Below are 19,685 nucleotides of genomic sequence, written 5' to 3'. Positions count from 1 at the left end.
GGCCGACCACCGACCACCGACCACCGACCACCGACTACCGACTACCGACTACCGACTACCGACTACCGACTACCGACTACCGACTACCGACTACCGACTACCGACCGCCACCACGAAGCTGCTGCGCAAAATCAGTCGCGAACTGCTGCTTTTATCGTTCGCCGCGCGCGGTTACCGTGATGCGCATGGAACGCGGCGCGACTCGTGCGCCGCCATGTCGGAGAATGGCGATGGGTTTGACGAGAATGCTAAGGATGGTGCTGTGGAGTTTCTTCGGCGTGCGCAAGGGGGCCGAGCATCAGGCCGATCTCGCGTCGGTGAAGCTGCCGTGGGTGCCGGTGATGGCGATCCTGCTCGCCGCGTGCTTCGGCGGCTTCCTGTTCGCGATGGCGAAGGTCGCGACCACCGTGATGCGCTGAGCGCGGCGCCGGCTCGCGAGCGGTCAGCGCCGCTTGCGCACGGACGGCCGCGCGACGAGCTCGCCGACGATGCGGATCGCATCGTCGACGCTCGCGCTCCACGGATGGCCGAAATTGATCCGCACGCAGCGCTCGAATGCATGCGCGGCGGAAAAGAGCGGGCCGGGCGCGACGCTGACGCCGCGCCCGATCGCCTCGCGATGCAGCGCCATCGCGTCGATCGCATCGGGAAACGCCAGCCACAGGAAATAGCCGCCGTCGGGCAGCGTCCAGTGCACGTCGGGCGGCAGGTGGCGCATCAGCGCCTCGTTCATCCGGCCCATCTGGCCGCGCAGCGCGCCGCGCAGCTTGCGCAGGTGCCGATCGTAGCCGCCGTGCTCGAGATAGTCGGCGATGCCGACCTGCGCGGGAGTGCTCGCGGACAGCGTCGTCATCAGCTTGAGCCGCCGCACTTTCTCGGCGAAGCGCCCGGCCGACGCCCAGCCGATCCGGTAGCCGGGCGCGAGCGTCTTCGAGAACGAGCTGCAGTGCATGACGAGCCCGTGCTTGTCGAATGCGCGCGCGGGCAGCGGATAGTCCGGCCCGTGGTGCAGCTCGCCGTAGACGTCGTCTTCGATGAGCGGCACTTCGCGCGCGGCGAGCATCTCGACGAGCGCCTTCTTCTTGTCGACCGACAGCGTGACGCCCGTCGGATTCTGGAAGTTCGTCATGAACCAGCACGCGCGCACGTCATGGCGGTCGAGCGCCGCGGCGAGCGCGTCGAGGTCGAGGCCCGTGCGCGGATCGACGGGAATCTCGACCGCGCGCAGATCGAGCCGCTCGATCGCCTGCAGCGCCGCATAGAAGCCGGGCGCCTCGACGGCGACCACGTCGCCGGGGCGCGTGACGGCCATCAGGCACAGATTGAGCGCTTCGAGCGCGCCGTCGGTCACGACGATCTCGTCGATCGGCTGCGGCACGCCGATGCCGAGGTAGCGCAGCGCGATCTGGCGGCGCAGTTGCTCGCTGCCGGGCGGCAGGTCGACGACGGTGCTCCGCGGGCTCACGAGCCGCGTCGCCTGCGCGAGCGACTTCGCGAGACGCGGCAGCGGAAACAGATGCGCAGACGCAAACGCGGAGCCGAGCGGCACGATGCCGGGATGCGTCGAGGCTTCGAGCACGGAGAACACGAGATCGCTGATGTCGACCTTGCGCGATTCGGCGGGCGCGGCGGCGCGCGCGATCCGGCCGCCCGGCGCCGGCTGGCCGTCGTTCGCGCGGGCGCTCGCCTGCGCGCCGTGCGCGACGTAGTAGCCCGAGCGTTCGCGCGCGCGGATCAAGCCCCACTGCTCGAGCAGGTAATACGCACGAAACACGGTCGACTGACTGACGCGATGCTGGGCGATCAACTGGCGCAGCGACGGCATGCGCGTGCCGGCCGCGATGTTGCCGGACCGGATGTCGCCGGCCATCGTGCGGGCGAGCGTTTCGTAACGTTTCATCGATGAAGGGCGGGTTGAGCGGCGGCGCGCCGGCGGCGGCCGATTGGCGCGGCCGGCGCCGCCGGCGCGGCCGCTCATTGTCTTATGCCGGCCGACAAAAGAAAAGTCGCTGCGTGGCGAAGGAGGAGCGGCGCGGCGCGCGCGTTGCAGCGCGCCGTCTCGAATCGAGATGCATGGCGCGCACGTTCGTACGGCACCCGGGCTTCATCAGTCGGCGAGGCAGTGGCTTCGCGAACGGCGTCGCGGTCGAGCGCGACGAGATGGATGTTCAAGAAGGACATCCTCCGGCTAGCATCGCGAGCGCGCGGCACCGGGAACATCGATCGATCCGTGATCCGCTCCGTGCAGCGGCCGCGACCGGCCGCGTTTGAGCGGCGCGTTTGAGCCTATGCGCGACGGCCAGCGCCTGCGCTTGCATTCGGCGGCATCGCGCGACGAGCGGCGGATCGAGCGGATTTCTCGCTGGGCCGCCCGGGTTTCGACGCGCCGGAGAATCGTGCGTGCCGCGCGTGGCTCGCGCGGCACGCACGCGGCCGCATTCATGCTCGTGCGGCCGCGTGCGCCGGCGCGACGTTACTTCACTTCGACGCGCCGAGGCTGCGCTGCGTCGCGCCGCGGAATCGTCAGCTTCAATACGCCATCCTGAAGATTCGCTTCGATCCTCGCCGTGTCGAAGTCCGGGCTCAGCCGGAACGTGCGTGCGAAATGCGGCTCGCGCACTTCGACGTGCTGCGCGCGCGGGCCCGCCGGCATCGGCAGTGCCGCGTGCGCGTCGATCGACAGATGGCCGTCGTGGATCTTCACTTCGAGCCCCTCTTTCGCAACGCCGGGCAGGTCGGCCCACAGCGTCACGCCGTGCTTGTCTTCGTACACGTCGACGGCCGGCGCGACCGTGATCGCGCGCGATGTTTCGCCCGCGTCACGGCGAGACGGCGCGGCGGATTGACGTTCTGCAACTGAATGGCTGGTATTCACGATCGGCTCCTTGATTCGAGGCGGGCGGGGCTCATTGAACGGTGATCGCGCGCGGCTTCGACGCTTCGCGCTTGCCGACGCTGATCAGCAGGCAGCCGTTTTCGTAACGGGCCCGGACCTTGTCGGGATCGGCGTTTTGCGGCAGCTCGACGACGCGCCGGAATGCGCCGCGAAAGCGTTCCTGCGCATAGGCGCGCGCGTCGGCGTCTGCTTGCTGGACGGGTTTGCGCTCGCCGCTGATCGTGAGCAGCCCCTTGTCGATCGACACGTCGAAGTCGGCCGCGCGCATGCCGGGCGCGAACGCGACGATCTCGATCGAATCGTCGGTCGTGCCGACGTTGAGCGGCGGGAATGCGCCGAGCCGGCTCGCGCGAAGGCTGGACGGGGAGCCGCCGAACAGATTCGCCATCTGTCGATGCAGACGATCGAACTCGTTGAAAAGATCGGCGCCGAAATAGAGATCGCTCATGGTCGTGTCCTCCTGGAACGCGGCCTGCGAACGCGAGGGCATGCGTGCCGGTCCGTTCGCGTGGCCGTGACATATCGGTCGAAACAGGCAGCGCGCGGGTGCGGCTGCGTCAGCGTCTCGAAGATAGGCGCGGCGAGCGCGATTTCAAGAGGCGCGCGGCGATCGGTGCGACGATCGATGCGCGGGGCGACGTGCGGCGTAGCGGCTCGCGTTCGACGACGTGCGGCGGACTGCGCCTGATGCCCGCGATCGGGACCGGTTTCGCGCGCGTTTGCGGCATCGAGGCCGTGTCGCATAGTCGGCGCGGAGGTTGCGGATTGCGGTGCTCGCGAAGGTCGATGTTGATGTTGATGGCGACGGCGGTGGTGGCGGTGCGGCCGAGCGACGAGGGCGACGTGGCGACGTGACGACGTGACGACGTTGCGAGGCGCCGCACTCGTGGTCGCAAGCACACGTGTCCGGGCGCTTCGTCGCGCCGGTGTCGGCGACGCAGCGGCGGGCGTTACGAAGCAAACGAGTTCGCTGTCGTGCATGCGCATCATGGATGCGTGCCGTGCCGTGCCGTGCCGTGCCGTGCCATGTCGCGTCGTGTTGCGTCCCGCCTCGCGCCGTCTCGTCCCGTCGCTTCGCGACCGCCAAGGCGAATTCGTTCGCCGACGCGCCTGCATCGCGCGCGTTTCAGTTCCATCGAACATCGAACCGGCATCGGCTCCGTCCGTCCGCGGCGCGCGCGTGACGCACGTCCGAGTAGAAGAAAAGCATGTCGGCGACGGAACGGGGCGCGCGTCGCGTTCGCCGCGTTCCCGCCGTGCGGATTCGAATCGCGATCGGCGCGCCGGACGCGCACCGTCCAGAGCGCACGAACATGGCCGGACGCTTGCCGAACGACGGCAACGTGCGACGCGCCGAAACGTGTCGCTTGCGCGCGCAACGAAGGCGAACGTTCGCGCGCCGCGCCGTATCGGGAATTCTCGCGAATGTCATTCATCGCACACAGGCCATGCGCACACAGGCCATGCGCGCGCGGCCGACACGCGTCGCCGCGCTTGCGCCGCGGAGGCCGGAGCGCGCATTCGCGTCGGTAATAACCCGCGTCGGCGCGCATCGGGCTTATGCTGGATTGCTCCAATTGCGCTCGGCGAGCGGGCCGGCGCGCGTTCGTCGCGAGCGGATCGCGCGTCGCGCCGGGCGCCCGCGGCTTGCTGCGGTGCAGCGCCGGCACGCGCATCGCGATGGTATGCTGGCCTTCACCTTGATCGTATGGCAGGTGCATGAGCAAGCTTGGCGATACAATCGTTCCCACCCCCAAAAAAAACGAACGCTCCTCGATTCTCGGAGTCGGAACGTGGAGTGCGACGCCCACGCTGCGCGCATGCGCATGCGCATGCGTCGCCACCAGCCATCGCGTAGCGCCGCTACGCCAGCCGCCGCGCGCGTCGTCGCGCGGCGCGCGCACGGAATTCTGGTTCTACAACACGGAGACATTCTCATGACCCGAAGCAACGTGGTCGCGGCGACGCGCACCATTCCGATCGACGTTCCCGACTACGTAAAGCACCGCGGCCTGATCGACTGGGTCGCGCGTATCGCGGAGCTGACCGAGCCGGATCGCGTCGTCTGGTGCGACGGATCGCAAGCGGAATACGACCGCCTCTGCGACGCGATGGTCGAGCAAGGCACGATGGTGCGCCTCAATCCGGCGAAGCGGCCGAACTCGTTTCTCGCGCTGTCCGATCCGTCCGACGTCGCGCGCGTCGAGGACCGCACGTTCATCTGCAGCGAGCATCGCGACGACGCCGGCCCGACCAATCACTGGGTCGCGCCCGCCGACATGCGCGAGACGCTCGGCGGCCTCTTTCGAGGCGCGATGCGCGGCCGCACGCTGTACGTCGTGCCGTTCTCGATGGGGCCGCTCGGCTCGCCGATCGCGCACATCGGCGTCGAGCTGTCGGACAGCCCGTACGTCGTCGTCAACATGCGGATCATGACGCGCATGGGCCGCGACGTGCTCGGCGCGCTCGGCGAAGACGGCGAATACGTGCCGTGCGTGCACAGCGTCGGGCGGCCGCTCGCCGCGGGCGAGAGCGATGTCGCATGGCCGTGCAATCCGACCAAGTACATCGTGCATTTCCCCGAGTCGCGCGAGATCTGGAGCTTCGGCTCCGGCTACGGCGGCAACGCGCTCCTCGGCAAGAAGTGCTTCGCGCTGCGCATCGCGTCGACGATGGGCCGCGACGAAGGCTGGCTCGCCGAGCACATGCTGATTCTCGGCGTGACCTCGCCCGAGGGCCGGAAGTACCACATCGCCGCGGCGTTCCCGTCCGCGTGCGGCAAGACGAACTTCGCGATGCTGATCCCGCCGAAAGGCTTCGACGGCTGGCGCGTGACGACGATCGGCGACGACATCGCATGGCTCAAGCCCGCCCGCGACGGGCGCCTCTACGCGATCAATCCGGAGGCGGGCTATTTCGGCGTCGCGCCGGGCACGGGCGCGAAGACGAATCCGAATGCGCTCGCGACGCTCACGGAGAACGTGATCTTCACGAACGTCGCGCTGACGGAGGACGGCGATGTCTGGTGGGAGGGGCTCACCGACACGCCGCCCGCGCGGCTCACCGACTGGCAGGGCAACGCATGGACGCCGGAGATCGGCCGCGAGACGGGGCGCAAGGCCGCGCATCCGAACTCGCGCTTCACGGCGCCCGCGTCGCAGTGCCCGTCGATCGACGACGACTGGCAGAACCCGGCCGGCGTGCCGATCGACGCGTTCATCTTCGGCGGCCGCCGTTCGACGACGGTGCCGCTCGTCACCGAGGCGCGCGACTGGGTCGAGGGCGTCTACATGGCGGCGACGATGGGCTCGGAGACGACCGCGGCGGCGGCGGGGCAACAGGGCGTCGTGCGGCGCGACCCGTTCGCGATGCTGCCGTTCTGCGGCTACAACATGAGCGACTACTTCGCGCACTGGCTGTCGCTCGGCGAGACGCTCGCGGCGTCGGGCGCGGCGTTGCCGAAGATCTACTGCGTGAACTGGTTCCGCAAGGATGCGGACGGCCGCTTCGTGTGGCCGGGCTTCGGCGAGAACATGCGCGTGCTGAAGTGGATGCTCGACCGGATCGACGGCAAGGGCGCGGGCGTCGAGCATGCGTTCGGGCTCACGCCGCGCTACGAGGATCTGCATTGGGAGGGGCTCGCGTTCTCGCCCGCGCAGTACGCGCAGGTGACGTCGATGAATCCGGCCGAATGGCGCGACGAGCTCGCGCTGCACGCGGAGCTGTTCGACAAGCTGAGCGCGCGGCTGCCGGGCGCGCTCGCCGATACGAAGGCGAGGATCGAGTCGAGGCTCGGCGACTGAGCGGCGAAGCCGGGCGCGGCGCGAGCCGCGACGCGTGATGCGTGATGCGTGATAGGTGACGCGCGGCGCATCACGCGCGACGCGCGCGCCGCCGATCGATCGCGCGAAAGCGAAGAACCGCATGACGCAGCAGCGTTCGTGCGGTTTTTTGTTTCGCCGACCGCGCGCACGCGGCGGCGCGCGCGCAGCCGGCGGCAAGCGATTCGAGCGGGCGCCGCGCGCGGCCACCTTGGTTCGATGCGACAATCGTGCGCGCATTCGAACACCCAGGAGACACCGCCCATGAAGATTCAACGGATCGCCGTCGTCGGCGCCGGCGTGATCGGCGCGAGCTGGACCGCGTTTTATCTATCGAAGGGCTTCGACGTCGCCGTGACCGATCCGGCGCCCGACGCGCGCGCGCGGCTCGATGCCGCGCTCGCGAATTTTCTCGGCGAGCGCGCCGCGTCGCTCGCATCGCATCTCGCGTTCGAGCCGACGCTAGACGCCGCGCTCGACGGCGCGGATTTCGTGCAGGAAAACGGCCCCGAGCGTCTCGATTTCAAGCGCGACCTGTATCGACGGATCGACGCGTTGCTGCCCGCGCGCGTGCTCGTCGCGTCGAGCTCGTCGGGGCTCAGGATGTCTGACATTCAGAGCGCGTGCGGCGCGCATCCCGAGCGCTGTCTCGTCGCGCATCCGTTCAACCCGCCGCATCTGATTCCGCTCGTCGAGCTGGTCGGCGGCGCCGCGACGTCGGCGGACGCGATCGCGCAGGCCAAGCGCTTTTACGACGGTCTCGGCAAGGTGACGATCGTGCTCAACAAGGAGATGGCGGGCCACGTCGCGAACCGGCTCGCGGCCGCGCTCTTTCGCGAGGTGTATCACCTGGTCGGCGAAGGCGTGGTGAGCGTCGAGGACGCGGACAAGGCCGTGTCGTGGGGGCCCGGCCTGCGCTGGGCGTTGATGGGGCAGGGCCTCGTCTATCATCTCGGCGGCGGCGAGGGCGGCATCGCGCATTTCCTCGAGCATCTGTCGGGCCCGATGGCGAGCTGGTGGGACGATCTCGGCGCGCCATCGTTTTCGCCCGACGTCGATCGCAAGCTGATCGACGCGCTGCGCGAGATTCAGGGCGCGCGCTCGATGCGGGAACTCGGCGCGGAGCGCGACCGCCTGCTTGTCGACCTGATCGACGCGCGGCGCGGCAGCTTCTTGCCCTGATCGCCGCGAGCGGTCGGCCCGGCGCGTGCTTCGGCGGCGACGGGGCGCGCGTCGCGTCATGCGCGGGCGCGAGCGGTTCGCCGCGCGATCACTGCTGTTCCCGCGCCCATGCGGGATCGGCCGCCGCGAGGCGGGCGCGGTTCGCGTCGATCGTCGCCTGGCTCGGCGGATAGTCGCCGTCCGGCGTCGGGATCACGCCGTCGCGGTACGCCTGGATCAGCTCGGCGCGCACCTGCGCGCGGGTCTTGCCTTGGGCCGCGTCGGACGTCGATGCGAGCGCCGACGTCGCGGTCAGCACGGACGCCGCGACGGCGGCGGCCGCGACGAGAAAGCGTAGCGTATTCATCGAAAGCTCCAGAAAGGTGACGGGATGGAAAGCGAAGCGCCATGACTTCGCGTTCCGTCGAGTCGCATTCTGGACGGGCGCGCCTGAGCGGACGATGACCGCATCATGGCGATTTTGTCAGGCGGCGGGCGAGGCCGCTCAGGCTGCGGAGACCATGGAGGCCGTGTAGGCGGCGCAGGCCGCTCAGGCCGCGGAGGCGGTGCGCGAGGCTTGCGGCGCGACGCGCATGTCCGAATCGGCGAAGCCGTCGCGCCGCCGCCGTCGCGCGCCGGAATCGCGCCGGAATCGCGCCGCGCGATCCGCTCGCGGCCAGCGATGCCGCCGCCGCTGACCGCTTTGCTCCGTCAGAACTCGTGCGCCGCCGCGACGAGCGTCGCCTCGAGCGCGAGCGCCGGGCGCGATGCGTTCGCGGGCCGGTCGATCACGTATTCGAGATCGCCGAGCGCGGGCAGATCGGCTTCGAGCTTCGCGAGCCCGTGCGGAATCACGTAGCCGGCGAACGCGCTGATGCCGAGCCCCGCGCTCGCTGCCGCGCGCAGCACCGCGATGCTGCTGCTCGCGACGGCGATCCGGTACGGCTGGCCGATCGCGTCGAGCGTCTCGAGCACGCGCTTGCGCGACACGCTCGGCTCCGGATGCAGCGCGAGCGGCAGCACGGGCTCGCGCCCCGTGAGCGGCGAATCGGGGCCCGTGCACCAGTAGAGCGGCTCGGTGCGGATCACGCGCCCGCGCCGGCTGCCCGCGATCCGCTTCGCGAACACCAGATCGTGCCGGCCGGCGTCGAGCGCGTCGAACAGCTCGCCGGACAGGCCCGTCGCGATCTCGAGCTCCACGTCCGGGTTGCGCTGCAGGAAGCTCGCGAGCGCGGCCGTCAGGTGCGTCAGCGCGAAATCTTCCGACAAGCCGAGCCGCACCTTGCCCGACAGCGGCGGCCCGCACACCGACGCGACGGCCTCGTCCATCAGCTCGAGGATGCGCACCGCGTAGCGGAACAGGGCCTCGCCGTTGGGCGCGAGCCGCACGTTGCGGGTGTCGCGCTCGAAGAGCGGCCGGTCGAGCAGCTCTTCGAGGCGGCGGATGTGCTGGCTGACCGTCGATTGCGACAGGTTCACGCGCTCGGACGCGGCGGTGAAGCTGCCCGTCTGCGCGACGGCGACGAAACTGCGCAGCAGTTCAGGCGGTAACGGACGCATTGCTAAACCCACTGAATCGAATTCGACAACTTCATAAATGGCCGCGGGCGGCGGGACTACGATGTGCGAGGCCCGGCCGTCGCGCCGCCCGCTTTTCGGGCGCGCGGCGTCGGCGGCTGCGCCGCCGCCAGTCTACGGCAAGCCGGCGCGGCGGGCCGCCGGGTCTTCACCCCGTCGCCGATGCATTGCCATTGCCGCCCGAGAACGCGCTCGCACGACGAGCCGCCGGGCCGCGGCGCTCGCGCCGCGACGATCCATCATCAGGAATCAGGAGACACGCATGATCATCTACGGAACCGCGCTGCTCGCGTTCTGCCATCTGGCCGGGCTCTTCCTCGGCGATCTGCTGGGCGCCGTGATCGGCGCGAAGACCAACGTCGGCGGCGTCGGCATCGCGATGCTGCTCCTCATCGGCCTGAAGCTCCATCTGCATCGGCGCGGCTGGCTGCCGAAGGAGACCGAGTCCGGCGTCGCGTTCTGGGGCGCGATGTACATCCCGGTCGTCGTCGCGATGGCGGCCAACCAGAACGTCGTCGCCGCGCTGAAGGGCGGGCCCGTCGCGTTGCTGTCGGCGGTGGGCGCGGCCGCCGTGTGCGCGGTTTGCATCGCGGTGCTCGCGCGCGTCGGGCGCGACGCGACGACGCTCGCGGCGCTGCCGCGGCCCGAAGAGAACTGAGCGGGAGCCGGCCATGATCGACATGCTCGGAAGAGTCGTCGCGCACAACGGGCTCGTCGCGTCGTTCGCGCTCGTCGGCTGCATCATGCTCGCGTCGGCGGCGCTGTCGAAGAAGCTCACGCTCGGCCGCGTGCACGGCTCGGCGATCGCGATCCTGATCGGTCTCGCGCTCGCGTACGTCGGCGGCGCGTACACGGGCGGCGAGAAGGGGATCGCCGACGTGCCGCTCTTCGCGGGCGTCGGCCTGATGGGCGGCGCGATGCTGCGCGATTTCGCGATCGTCGCGACCGCGTTCGAGGTGCAGCCCGCCGAGGCGCGCAAGGCGGGGCTCATCGGGCTCGCGTCGCTGTTGCTCGGCACGGTGCTGCCGTTCGTCGTCGGCGCGAGCGTCGCGCGCGCGTTCGGCTATTCGGACGCCGTCAGCATGACGACGATCGGCGCGGGCGCCGTCACGTACATCGTCGGGCCGGTGACGGGCGCGGCGATCGGCGCGAGTTCCGACGTGATCGCGCTCAGCATCGCGACGGGCCTCGTGAAGGCGATCATCGTGATGATCGGCACGCCGTTCGCGGCGAGCTTCATGGGGCTGCGCACGCCGCGCGCGGCGATGATCTTCGGCGGGCTCGCCGGCACCGTGAGCGGCGTGAGCGCCGGGCTCGCCGCGACCGATCGGCGGCTCGTGCCGTACGGCGCGCTGATCGCGACGTTCCATACGGGCGTCGGATGCCTGCTCGGGCCGTCGCTGCTGTTCTTCGCGACGAAGGCGGCGGTGGGGGCGTGACGCCCGCGCGCGGGATCGCATGCGGCCGCGCCGGCCGATCCATCGCGCGCGCCACTGAGTCGCATCGCGCAACGTCATCAATCGCCGCGGCGGCGCGGCTTACAATGCCGCAGAACCTACCGGACGGATACGCAGGAGGCGACTCTATGACGGGATGGAACGACGCCCGCGCCGCGCGCGCCGCGCGTCTCGCGGCGGCCGCGCCGCTCGCGCAGCGCAAGCGGGTGGCCGCGCGCGACGCGACCGCGCTGCTCGAGGCGGTGCTGCGGCCGGGCGAGCGCGTCTGCATCGAGGGTGACAACCAGAAGCAGGCGGATCTGCTCGCCACGGCGCTCGCCGCCGTCGACAGCGCGAAGGTGCACGATCTGCACATGGTGCAATCGGGCGTCGTGCTGCCCGAGCATCTCGACGTGTTCGAGCGCGGGATCGCGAAGCGGCTCGACTATGCGTATTCGGGCCCGCAGTCGCAGCGAATCGCGAAGCTGCTGTTCGGCGGCAAGATCGAGCTCGGCGCGGTGCACACGTATCTCGAGCTGTTCGCGCGCTACTTCATCGATCTGACGCCGCACGTCGCGCTCGTCGCCGCGGTGAGCGCCGACGCCGACGGCAACCTGTACACCGGCCCGAACACCGAGGACACGCCGACCGTCGTCGAGGCGACCGCGTTCAAGGACGGCATCGTGATCGCGCAGGTCGAGAAGATCGTCGATCGCGTGCCGCGCGTCGACATTCCGGGCGACCGCGTGCACTTCGTCGTCGAGGCGGGGCGGCCGTTCTACGTCGAGCCGCTCTTCACGCGCGATCCGGCCGGCATCACCGAGACGCAGATCCTCACCGCGATGCTCGCGATCAAGGGCATCTACGCGCGCTACGGCGTGAAGCGGCTCAATCACGGGATCGGCTTCAACACGGCGGCGATCGAGCTCGTGCTGCCGACCTACGGCGAGCGGCTCGGGCTCAAGGGCAAGGTTTGCACGCACTGGGCGCTGAATCCGCATCCGACGCTCATCCCGGCGATCGAATCCGGCTGGGTCGAGCAGATCCACTGCTTCGGCTCCGAAGTCGGGATGGACGACTACATCCGCGCGCGCTCCGACATCTTCTTCACGGGCGTCGACGGCTCGCTGCGCTCGAATCGCGCGTTCTGCCAGACGGCGGGCCTCTACGCGTGCGACATGTTCATCGGCTCGACGCTGCAGATCGATCTCGCGGGCCATTCGTCGACGGTGACGGCCGAGCGGATCGCGGGCTTCGGCGGCGCGCCGAACATGGGCAGCGACGCGCGCGGGCGGCGTCACCCGAGCGAGCCGTGGATCAAGGCGGGCGAGGAGGCCGATCCGGCGACGCCCGCGGCGCTGCGGCGCGGGCGCAAGCTCGTCGTGCAGATCGGCGAGACGTTCGGCGAGAAGAACGCGCCGATGTTCGTCGAGAAGCTCGACGCGCTGCGCCTGGCCGACAAGCTCGCGCTCGATCTCGCGCCGGTGATGGTGTACGGCGACGACGTCACGCACGTCGTCACGGAGGAAGGGATCGCGAATCTCTTGCTGTGCCGCGACGCCGACGAGCGCGAGCACGCGATTCGCGGCGTGGCCGGCTACACGGAGATCGGCCGCGGCCGCGACCGCCGGCTCGTCGAGCGGCTGCGCGAGCGCGGCGTGATCCAGCGCCCGGAGGATCTCGGCGTCGATCCGCTCGACGCCGACCGGCGGCTTCTCGCCGCGCGGTCGATCAAGGATCTCGTGCATTGGTCGGACGGCCTGTACGCGCCGCCGTCCCGATTCCGCAATTGGTGAGGAGCGTTTCGCAATGGAACAGTTGAACTATCGCCACGCCGCGCGCGCGCGCGCGAAGGGCGACGCGGCGTGGGCGATCGTCGGCGTCGTCGCGTCGGGCAATCTCGAAGTGCTCGTCGAGCGCGTGCTGCCCGACACCGAATGCGAAGTCGACATCCGCACGGCGGCCGCGGGCTTCGGCGACGTGTGGCAGGCGGTCGTCGCCGATTTCGTCGAGCGCCGCTCGCCGGGCGGGCTGCGCCTGTCCGTGAACGACGGCGGCGCACGGCCCGACATGGTGTCGCTGCGGCTCGCGCAGGCCGTGCGCGCGATCGAAGGAGACGCGCGATGAACGCGGCGGCCACGGCAACGCATCCGAAGATCGCGCCGGCGGGGGCGAGCTGGTTCGAGGCGTCGGCGCGGCAGCGGCTCGCGGGGCTCGTCGACGCGGGCTCGTTCGAGGAATTCGTCGGCCCGCGGGCGCGGCTCGTGAGCCCGCATCTGCCGCTTTTCGGCTTGCCGCAGCAGTTCGACGACGGCATGGTCGTCGGCCGCGCGGCGCTCGGCGGGGCGCCCGTGCTGGTCGCCGCGCAGGAAGGGCGCTTCATGGGCGGCGCGTTCGGCGAGGTGCACGGCGCGAAGCTGACGGGCCTGCTGCGCGCGGCGCGCGAGCTGCGCTCCGTGCCCGTGCTGATCCTGTTCGACACGGGCGGCGTGCGGCTGCAGGAGGCGAACGCGGGCGAGATCGCGGTGTCGGAGATCGTTCGCGCGGTGATCGACGCGCGCGCGGCGGGCGTGCCCGTCGTCGGGCTCGTCGGCGGGCGCGCGGGCTGCTACGGCGGCGGCGGGATCATCGCCGCGTGCTGCTCGGCGCTCGCGGTGTCCGAGCAGGGGCGCATCGGCGTGTCCGGGCCGGAAGTGATCGAGAGCCGGCGCGGCGTCGACGAGTTCGACTCGCGCGATCGCGCGCTCGTCTGGCGGACGATGGGCGGCAAGCATCGGCGGCTCGTCGGCGGCGCGGAGCGCTTCGTCGACGACACGATCGACGCGTTTCGCGACGCCGCGATCGCGCTCGTCGCGCAGGCGTGCGCGGGCGCGGCGTTCGGCACGGCGACGCTCGAGGCCGAGCACGCGCGGCTCGCCGGGCGCATCGCGCGCTTCGGCGGCTGCGAAGACGCGCTCGACGTGTGGCGCGCGCTCGGCGCGAGCGACGCGAACGCGATTCCGTCGCTCGACGGCGCGGCGTTCGCGGCGTTGGCCGGCCGCTTGACGGAGGTGCGCGATGACGCTCGATGACGTGCTCGCTTCGCTGTTTCCGTCGGGCCACGACGTCGCGATCGACGCCGACGGGCTGCTCGCCGGGCACGGCGCGCTCGCGGGGCGCACGGTCGACGTGATCGGCGTCGCGCGGGGCGCGGCGCTCGGCGTCGACGGCGCGCTCGCGCTCGCCGAGCGCGTGCTCGCGACGATCGGGCGCGGCGGCGAGACGCCGATCCTCGTGCTCGTCGACGGCGACAGCCAGCGGATGAGCAAGCGCGACGAACTGCTCGGCCTGAACGAATGCCTCGCGCATCTCGCGAAGTGCCTGCTGCATGCGGACGCGCTCGGCCATCCGACGATCGGCTTGCTGTACGGGCATGCGGCGGCGGGCGCGTTCATCGCGACGGCGCTCGCGACCCGCACGCTCGTCGCGCTGCCGGGCGCGCAGCCGGAGGTGATGGATCTGCAGGCGATGTCGCGGGTGACGAAGCTGCCCGTCGACGTGCTGCGCGAGAAGGCGCAATCGACCGCGGTGTTCGCGCCGGGGCTCGAGAACTTCGCGAAGACGGGCGCGGTCGACGCGGTGCTCGATCCGGCGCGCTCGCTCGCCGAGCAGTTGGCCGGGATCGTCGCGCGGCCGACCGATCGCGCTGATCGGCGCGACCGCGTCGGCGCCGAGCGCGGCGGCCGGCCCGTCGCCGCCGACGTCGCGCAGCGCGTGTATGAGCTCGCCCGCGCCGGCCGCTGACGCGCCGCTCGTGCGGCACACGCTCGTGCGCGTGCGCGCCGACGCGTGGCGCGCGCTGCTCGCCGCGCGCGACGGCGCCGATGCGCTGCCGTACGTGCGCGATTGGGCCGCGCGCGGCTGGCCGCTGATCGTGCGGCGGCGCTCGCCGTGCGATGCGGGCATTCCGCTCGGGTTGCCGCTGCCGCCGTCGGCGGGCAAGCGTCGCGTCGCGCTTGCGGCCGTGCGCGAGCAGATCGACGCGGTGTACGCGCTGCCGGCGCTCGGCGACGTCGAGCATCGGGCGCCGCCCGCGTGGCGGCCGACGCTTGCCGGGTTGCGCGCGCTCGCCGACGCGCATCGAGTCGACTGCCGGGTGTTCGGCAGCCTGGCGTGGCAGACGCTGACGGGGCTGCGCTATGTGGGCGACGGGTCGGATCTCGATGTCTTGTTGATGCCGTTGCGCTCGGAGCCGTCGCTGTCGCTTTCGACGTCGCTGTCTGCGTCGATGTCGTTGTCGACGTTACCGGCACCGTCGATGTCGCCATCGTCATCGTCATCGCCATTGCCATCGCCATTGGCTTTGCCTTTGTCTTTGCAGGTATCGTCGCTGACGGCATCGGCATCGGCATCGGCATCGGCATCGGCGTCAGAACGGGAGGCTACATCGTCGTTTTCGATTTCATCGCGGCGCGACGCGATCGCGCCGTTTCTCGCGGCGCTCGCCGAGCTCGACGCCCATGCGCCGATGCGCATCGACGGCGAGCTGCTGCGTGCGGACGGCGCGGGCGTGAACTGGCGCGAGCTGCACGCGGGCGAGCGCGAAGTCGCGATGAAGACGGCGACGTGCGTCGAGCTTTGCGAGCCGGCGGCATTTCTGGACGCGTGGCGATGAAGCGGCGCGCATCCTCGGTATGGACGGCGGTGTGGTGCGGCGAGGCGCGTCGCGAGCCGGTACGCGCGCTTGACGGGGCGGGCGGGGCGGATACGCTGCTGAATGCGTCGAATGCGTCGAATGCGTCGAATGCGTCGAATGCGTCGAATGCGTCGAATGCGTCGAATGCGTCGAGCATCGCCGCGATACCGGACATGCGAATCCTCCGGCATACGCCGTCCGCGCACAACGCGCGCGATCGATCCGATGCGCGAGCCGTCGCGGAGCGTTTCGATCATTCGACACCCGAGTCGCACCGGCGAACGTCGCCGGCGGCAGCGACGATCGGCGCCCACGCGACGCGCTGTCTTCGCCTCGAAATCGACACGTGGCCGAAGCCCGGTCTCGTGAGCCACGTCGACGCGGGCAGCCACGACGACATGACGGCCGGCACCTTCTACCGCAGCGCGGCGGCGCTCGCCCGCTACTTCGCCGAGCTCGCCGCGGCGGGCGCGCACGACGCCGGCATGCCGGTGCTGCGCAGGATCGGCCTGCGCGCGGAGCACGCGATGCTCGCGGCGACGGGCGGCGTGAACACGCATCGCGGCGCGATCTTCGGGCTCGGCCTGCTTTGCGCGGCCGCGGGCCTGCGCGCGTCGGCGGAGCGCGGGCGATGCGCGGGCGCGACGCTCGGCGCGCTCGTCGCCGCGCGTTGGGGCGGCGAGATCGTCGGCGGCCCGCGCCTCGCCGGCAGCCACGGCGAACGCGCAGGGCGTCGCTACGGCGTCGGCGGCGCGCGCGCGGAGGCGGCGGGCGGCTTCGCGAGCGTGTATGCGATCGGCGTGCCGGCGCTGCGCGAAGCCGCGCGGCTCGCGCCGGGCGACGCCGAGGCGGCGCGCGTGCACGCGTGCTTCGCGCTGATCGCCGCGGTCGACGACACGAACCTCTTGCATCGCGGCGGCCGCGACGGCCTCGACTTCGCGCAGCGCACGGCGCGCGAATTTCTCGCGCGGGGCGGCGTGGGCGCCGCCGGCTGGCGCGCACGCGCGGCCGCCGCGCATCGCGCATTCGTCGCGCGCCGGCTGAGCCCGGGCGGCGCGGCGGATCTGCTCGCGATGAGCCTGTTCGCCGCCGCATTCGACGCGCCGCCGCCGCCATGACGATCGCGATTCTCTGTTCGGGGCAGGGCGGCCAGCGCGCCGGCATGTTCGAGCTGACAGCCGATGTGCCGCAAGCCGCGCCGCTTTTCGCGCATGCGGCCGCGCTCCTCGGCGCCGATCCGCGCGAGTGGGCGCGCGACGCCGGCGACGATGCGTTGCGCGAGAACTTCGCCGCGCAGCTCGTCTGCACGCTGCAGGCGCTAAGCGCGATGACGCGGCTCGACGCGCTGCTGCCGCGCCGGCGCTGCGTCGCGGGCTACAGCGTCGGCGAGGTCGCCGCATGGGGCGTCGCGGGGCTCGTCGACGCGCGCGACGCGCTCGATCTCGTCGCGGCCCGCGCGCGCGCGATGGACGCGGCGAGCGACGGCGACGCGCGCATGCTGTTCGCGCGCGGCCTGCCGCGCGACGCGATCGACGCGTTGTGCGCGGCGCACGGCGCGGCGGTCGCGATCGTCAATCCGGGCGACGCGTACGTGCTCGCCGGCCCGCGTGCGGCGCTCGACATGCTCGCCGCGCACGCGCGCGAGAAAGGCGCGGCGCGCGTCGCGCCGGTCTGCGTTCGCGTCGCGTCGCATACGCGCTGGCTCGACGCCGCGGTGCCGCGGTTTCGCGCGGCGCTCGCCGACGTGCGGATCGCGCGCGCACCCGTGCCCGGCACGCGGCTTTTGTCCGGCATCGACGGCGCGCCGGTGCTCGACGTCGCCGCCGGCGTCGACAAACTCGCGCGCCAGATCGCCGAGCCGATCGACTGGGCGGCGTGTCTCGCGGGCTGCGTTGAAGCGGGCGCGCGCGCGTTCGTCGAGCTCGGTCCGGGGCGCGCGCTCGCCGACATGGCCGCCGCCGCGTATCCCGCGCTGCCGGCGCGCAGTCTTGCCGATTTCCGCTCGTGGGACGGCGTGTGCGCATGGTTTTCCCGCGTCGATCCCGGCGCGTAGCGCGCATGGCGTGCGGGCGCGGCGATGCGTCGCCGCGCGCTTTGTCGACGAAACGGTTTGCAACGATGGGGGAGGTGGCTACAATTGCCGCCCCATGACATACCGCGTTCGTTTCGCTCCCGTCTTCTCGTCCGTTTGCGCACTGCTCTGCGCGACGTCCGCGCCCGAATTCGCGCGCGCCGCGCAGATTCCGTCGCGCGATGCCGCGCTCGGCGCGTACTTCGACGCCGATGCGAGCTCGACCGAGATCGAGGTCGAGTTGATTCGGCTCGCGCGCACGCGCGTGCTGGTCGCGGGCGGCGCGTCCGTGCCTGCGGCCGTTGCGTCGGCGCTGTGCGCGGCGCGCGGCCGCGGCGTCGACGTGCGGGTCGTGCTCGACCGGACGGGGCGCGCGACGAAGTACAGCGGCGCGGCGTTTCTCGCGAGCGCGGGCGTCAGCGTCGCGCTGAGCGAGCGCGTGTCGAACGCGCACGGGCCGTTCGTCGTCGTCGACGACGCGGTCGTGCTCGGCACCGCGAGCTTCGCGCAGAGGCGCGACGCGCGCGGGGCGGGAAACTTCAACGTTTTCTATCGCGCGCCGCAGCTCGCGCAGTCGTATGCGACGGAATTCTGGCGGCTCTACGGCCTGGCGCGCCGATAGCGGGCGACGGCGGCCGCGCGGCGGCGCGGCGCGAGAACGGCGGGGCGTCGACCGAGAACTGCGGCGCGACGCCGGGCGGCGCCGCGCCGGCGCGCGCGCTTCGATGCCCGACATCGCCGACATCGCCGACATCGCCGACATCGCCGACATCGCCGACATCGCCGACATCGCCGACATCGCCGACATCGCCGACATCGCCGACATCGCCGACATCGCCGACATCGCCGACATCGCCGACATCGCCGACATCGCCGACATCGCCGACATCGCCGACATCGCCGAGCCGGTCAGACCGGCACGACCGAAAAAGCGGACAAGGCCGGCAAGACCGCCGCAACCGGTTCCGCCTCGCGCGGCCGCGCCGCCGTCGAAGCGGAGGGCGGCTGGCGGGCAATCGCGTTCGCTTGCACAATAGCCGCTCGATAGCGAGGATGTCGATGCACGAACGACCGCAGATCACGGCCGAGACGACACGGTTTGCCGCGCTGGACGGCCGACTGTTGACGGGGACTTTCCATGCGCCGGGCACGCCGGGTGCGAGCAACGGGCGCAGCGTGCTCGTGAACGGCGCGCTCGGCGTGCCGCGCGGCTTCTACGAGCGCTACGCGCGCTTCCTGGCCGGCGACGGCTTCACCGTGCTGACCTACGACTATCGCGGCGTCGGCGATTCGCGCAAGCCGCCGGCCGAAGCCGACACGGCGACGCTGCGCGACTGGGGCGAAGCCGATCTGCCCGGCGCGCTCGACCATCTCGCCGCGCGCGCGCCGTCGCATCGGCTGCTCGCGGTGGGGCACAGCGTCGGCGGGCAGATGTTCGGCCTCGCGCACAACAACGGCCGTGCGGCGGCGCTGTTGTCGATCTGCTGCCCGAGCGGCTACTGGCGGCTATGGCCGTGGCCGCGCCGGCCGCTGCTCGCGGCGCTGTGGTTCGGCGTCGTGCCGGCGCTGGGCGGCGTGCTGTCGCATCTGCCGGCGCGGCGCCTCGGCCTGGGCGGCGGCGCCGACCTGCCGTCGGGCGTGATGCGCGAATGGGCGCGCTGGAGCCGCCATCCCGACTATCTGATCGACGGCGCGGGCCGTCCGCTGCGCGAGCATTTCCGCGATTATCGCGGCCGGATTCTCGCGTACACGGTCAGCGACGACTGGATGGCGCCGCCCGCCGCGGTGCAGGCGCTGCATCGGCTCTATTCGAGCGCGCAGATCGAGCACCGCGAGATTTCGCCGGACCGCCGGCAGCATGCGATCGGTCACTTCGGCTATTTTCGCGACGATAATCGCGCGCTGTGGCCGCTCGGCGCGGCGTGGCTGCGCGAGCAGTGAGCCGCCGGGGCGGCAGCGCGCGTGATGCCGTGCCGCAAGCGGGGAGCCACGCGCCACACGCCACACGCCACACGCCACACGCCACACGCCACACGCCACACGCCAC

22 protein-coding genes and 1 pseudogene are annotated in these 19,685 nt (G+C 71.3%); 16 read left to right on the top strand and 7 right to left on the bottom strand.

Translation table 11 applies throughout. From position 1 onward, the window contains the following. Positions 1–230: 230 nt before the first annotated feature. Positions 231–419 carry a DUF2970 domain-containing protein gene (locus WS91_RS09010; RefSeq protein ID WP_038744845.1) on the top strand — a complete coding sequence of 63 codons (189 nt, stop codon included), beginning with the start codon at positions 231–233 and terminating at the stop codon, positions 417–419. Positions 420–442: 23 nt separating this feature from the next. Here WS91_RS09010 and WS91_RS09005 read toward each other — a convergent pair whose 3' ends face one another. The 4 genes from WS91_RS09005 to WS91_RS08990 all read right to left on the bottom strand — a co-directional run bounded on the left by WS91_RS09005 (position 443) and on the right by WS91_RS08990 (position 3,344). Beyond that, positions 443–1,900: an aminotransferase-like domain-containing protein gene (locus WS91_RS09005; RefSeq protein ID WP_038744846.1), complete on the bottom strand. Its 1,458-nt coding sequence runs from the start codon at positions 1,898–1,900 to the stop codon at positions 443–445. A gap of 74 nt (positions 1,901–1,974) precedes the next feature. Next, positions 1,975–2,172, bottom strand: coding sequence for a hypothetical protein (locus WS91_RS35680; protein ID WP_145986785.1), 198 nt, complete (start codon positions 2,170–2,172; stop codon positions 1,975–1,977). 301 nt (positions 2,173–2,473) lie between these two features. Beyond that, complete coding sequence (locus WS91_RS08995; RefSeq protein WP_059580992.1) at positions 2,474–2,875, bottom strand: Hsp20/alpha crystallin family protein; 402 nt, start codon at positions 2,873–2,875, stop codon at positions 2,474–2,476. Positions 2,876–2,906: 31 nt separating this feature from the next. Further along, entirely contained in the window at positions 2,907–3,344 is a 438-nt protein-coding gene (locus tag WS91_RS08990; protein ID WP_038744815.1) for an Hsp20/alpha crystallin family protein, read from the bottom strand. A 44-nt stretch (positions 3,345–3,388) separates the two neighbouring features. Here WS91_RS08990 and WS91_RS08985 point away from each other — a divergent pair, with 44 nt between their 5' ends. Beyond that, positions 3,389–3,751, top strand: a complete 363-nt coding sequence (locus WS91_RS08985; RefSeq protein ID WP_156432339.1) for a hypothetical protein — start codon at positions 3,389–3,391, stop codon at positions 3,749–3,751. A 131-nt stretch (positions 3,752–3,882) separates the two neighbouring features. On the opposite strand, the gene WS91_RS35675 is transcribed toward WS91_RS08985, so the two are convergent. Further along, a complete protein-coding gene (locus tag WS91_RS35675; RefSeq protein ID WP_156432338.1) occupies positions 3,883–4,623 on the bottom strand; it encodes a hypothetical protein in 741 nt (246 codons plus the stop codon). A 210-nt stretch (positions 4,624–4,833) separates the two neighbouring features. Between WS91_RS35675 and WS91_RS08975 the strand changes: the two genes are divergently transcribed. Both WS91_RS08975 and WS91_RS08965 read left to right on the top strand, forming a co-directional pair. Further along, a complete protein-coding gene (locus WS91_RS08975) occupies positions 4,834–6,699 on the top strand; it encodes a phosphoenolpyruvate carboxykinase (GTP) (RefSeq protein WP_038744818.1) in 1,866 nt (621 codons plus the stop codon). 282 nt (positions 6,700–6,981) lie between these two features. After that, positions 6,982–7,899 (top strand): 3-hydroxyacyl-CoA dehydrogenase NAD-binding domain-containing protein, encoded by a 918-nt coding sequence (locus tag WS91_RS08965; RefSeq protein ID WP_038744820.1) that lies wholly within the window; start codon positions 6,982–6,984, stop codon positions 7,897–7,899. An 88-nt stretch (positions 7,900–7,987) separates the two neighbouring features. Here the strand turns inward: WS91_RS08965 and WS91_RS08960 are convergent, their stop codons facing one another. Then, the gene (locus WS91_RS08960) at positions 7,988–8,245 is read right to left on the bottom strand and encodes a DUF4148 domain-containing protein (RefSeq protein WP_038744821.1); all 258 of its coding nucleotides are present in this window, start codon (positions 8,243–8,245) and stop codon (positions 7,988–7,990) included. A 344-nt stretch (positions 8,246–8,589) separates the two neighbouring features. Continuing rightward, a complete protein-coding gene (locus WS91_RS08955) occupies positions 8,590–9,438 on the bottom strand; it encodes a LysR family transcriptional regulator (RefSeq protein WP_038744822.1) in 849 nt (282 codons plus the stop codon). A gap of 280 nt (positions 9,439–9,718) precedes the next feature. Between WS91_RS08955 and madL the strand changes: the two genes are divergently transcribed. The 12 genes and pseudogenes from madL to WS91_RS08895 all read left to right on the top strand — a co-directional run bounded on the left by madL (position 9,719) and on the right by WS91_RS08895 (position 19,579). After that, positions 9,719–10,114 carry a malonate transporter subunit MadL gene (madL, locus tag WS91_RS08950; RefSeq protein WP_059670141.1) on the top strand — a complete coding sequence of 132 codons (396 nt, stop codon included), beginning with the start codon at positions 9,719–9,721 and terminating at the stop codon, positions 10,112–10,114. A gap of 13 nt (positions 10,115–10,127) precedes the next feature. Then, a complete protein-coding gene (gene madM, locus WS91_RS08945; RefSeq protein WP_059670140.1) occupies positions 10,128–10,895 on the top strand; it encodes a malonate transporter subunit MadM in 768 nt (255 codons plus the stop codon). A 146-nt stretch (positions 10,896–11,041) separates the two neighbouring features. Continuing rightward, a complete protein-coding gene (gene mdcA / locus WS91_RS08940) occupies positions 11,042–12,688 on the top strand; it encodes a malonate decarboxylase subunit alpha (RefSeq protein ID WP_059647093.1) in 1,647 nt (548 codons plus the stop codon). A gap of 13 nt (positions 12,689–12,701) precedes the next feature. Continuing rightward, positions 12,702–13,019 (top strand): malonate decarboxylase acyl carrier protein, encoded by a 318-nt coding sequence (gene mdcC / locus WS91_RS08935; protein ID WP_038744826.1) that lies wholly within the window; start codon positions 12,702–12,704, stop codon positions 13,017–13,019. Beyond that, complete coding sequence (locus WS91_RS08930; RefSeq protein ID WP_059647097.1) at positions 13,016–13,963, top strand: biotin-independent malonate decarboxylase subunit beta; 948 nt, start codon at positions 13,016–13,018, stop codon at positions 13,961–13,963. Before mdcC ends, WS91_RS08930 begins: the two co-directional genes overlap by 4 nt. Continuing rightward, positions 13,950–14,675 carry a biotin-independent malonate decarboxylase subunit gamma gene (gene mdcE / locus WS91_RS08925; protein ID WP_059670139.1) on the top strand — a complete coding sequence of 242 codons (726 nt, stop codon included), beginning with the start codon at positions 13,950–13,952 and terminating at the stop codon, positions 14,673–14,675. Before WS91_RS08930 ends, mdcE begins: the two co-directional genes overlap by 14 nt. Then, a complete protein-coding gene (mdcG, locus tag WS91_RS08920; protein WP_059670138.1) occupies positions 14,650–15,546 on the top strand; it encodes a malonate decarboxylase holo-[acyl-carrier-protein] synthase in 897 nt (298 codons plus the stop codon). The genes mdcE and mdcG overlap by 26 nt, the downstream gene beginning before the upstream one ends. After that, a complete protein-coding gene (gene mdcB / locus WS91_RS08915) occupies positions 15,543–16,685 on the top strand; it encodes a triphosphoribosyl-dephospho-CoA synthase MdcB (protein WP_156432337.1) in 1,143 nt (380 codons plus the stop codon). Before mdcG ends, mdcB begins: the two co-directional genes overlap by 4 nt. Further along, a complete protein-coding gene (mdcH, locus tag WS91_RS08910; RefSeq protein WP_038744830.1) occupies positions 16,682–17,620 on the top strand; it encodes a malonate decarboxylase subunit epsilon in 939 nt (312 codons plus the stop codon). The genes mdcB and mdcH overlap by 4 nt, the downstream gene beginning before the upstream one ends. 94 nt (positions 17,621–17,714) lie before the next feature. Continuing rightward, positions 17,715–18,260, top strand: coding sequence for a phospholipase D-like domain-containing protein (locus WS91_RS08905; RefSeq protein ID WP_082758133.1), 546 nt, complete (start codon positions 17,715–17,717; stop codon positions 18,258–18,260). Further along, a pseudogene (locus tag WS91_RS37245) lies at positions 18,217–18,686 on the top strand (hypothetical protein). The gene WS91_RS08905 and the pseudogene WS91_RS37245 overlap by 44 nt, the downstream one beginning before the upstream one ends. A gap of 11 nt (positions 18,687–18,697) precedes the next feature. Next, the gene (locus WS91_RS08895; RefSeq protein WP_038744856.1) at positions 18,698–19,579 is read left to right on the top strand and encodes an alpha/beta hydrolase family protein; all 882 of its coding nucleotides are present in this window, start codon (positions 18,698–18,700) and stop codon (positions 19,577–19,579) included. The last annotated feature ends 106 nt before the right edge of the window (positions 19,580–19,685 follow it).

The sequence above is a fragment of the Burkholderia sp. MSMB1498 genome, from assembly GCF_001526245.1.
GTDB classification, from domain to species: Bacteria; Pseudomonadota; Gammaproteobacteria; order Burkholderiales; family Burkholderiaceae; genus Burkholderia; species Burkholderia savannae.
The sequence above is the reverse complement of the archived record's forward strand: the minus strand, read 5'-3'. Positions and strand labels throughout refer to the sequence as shown.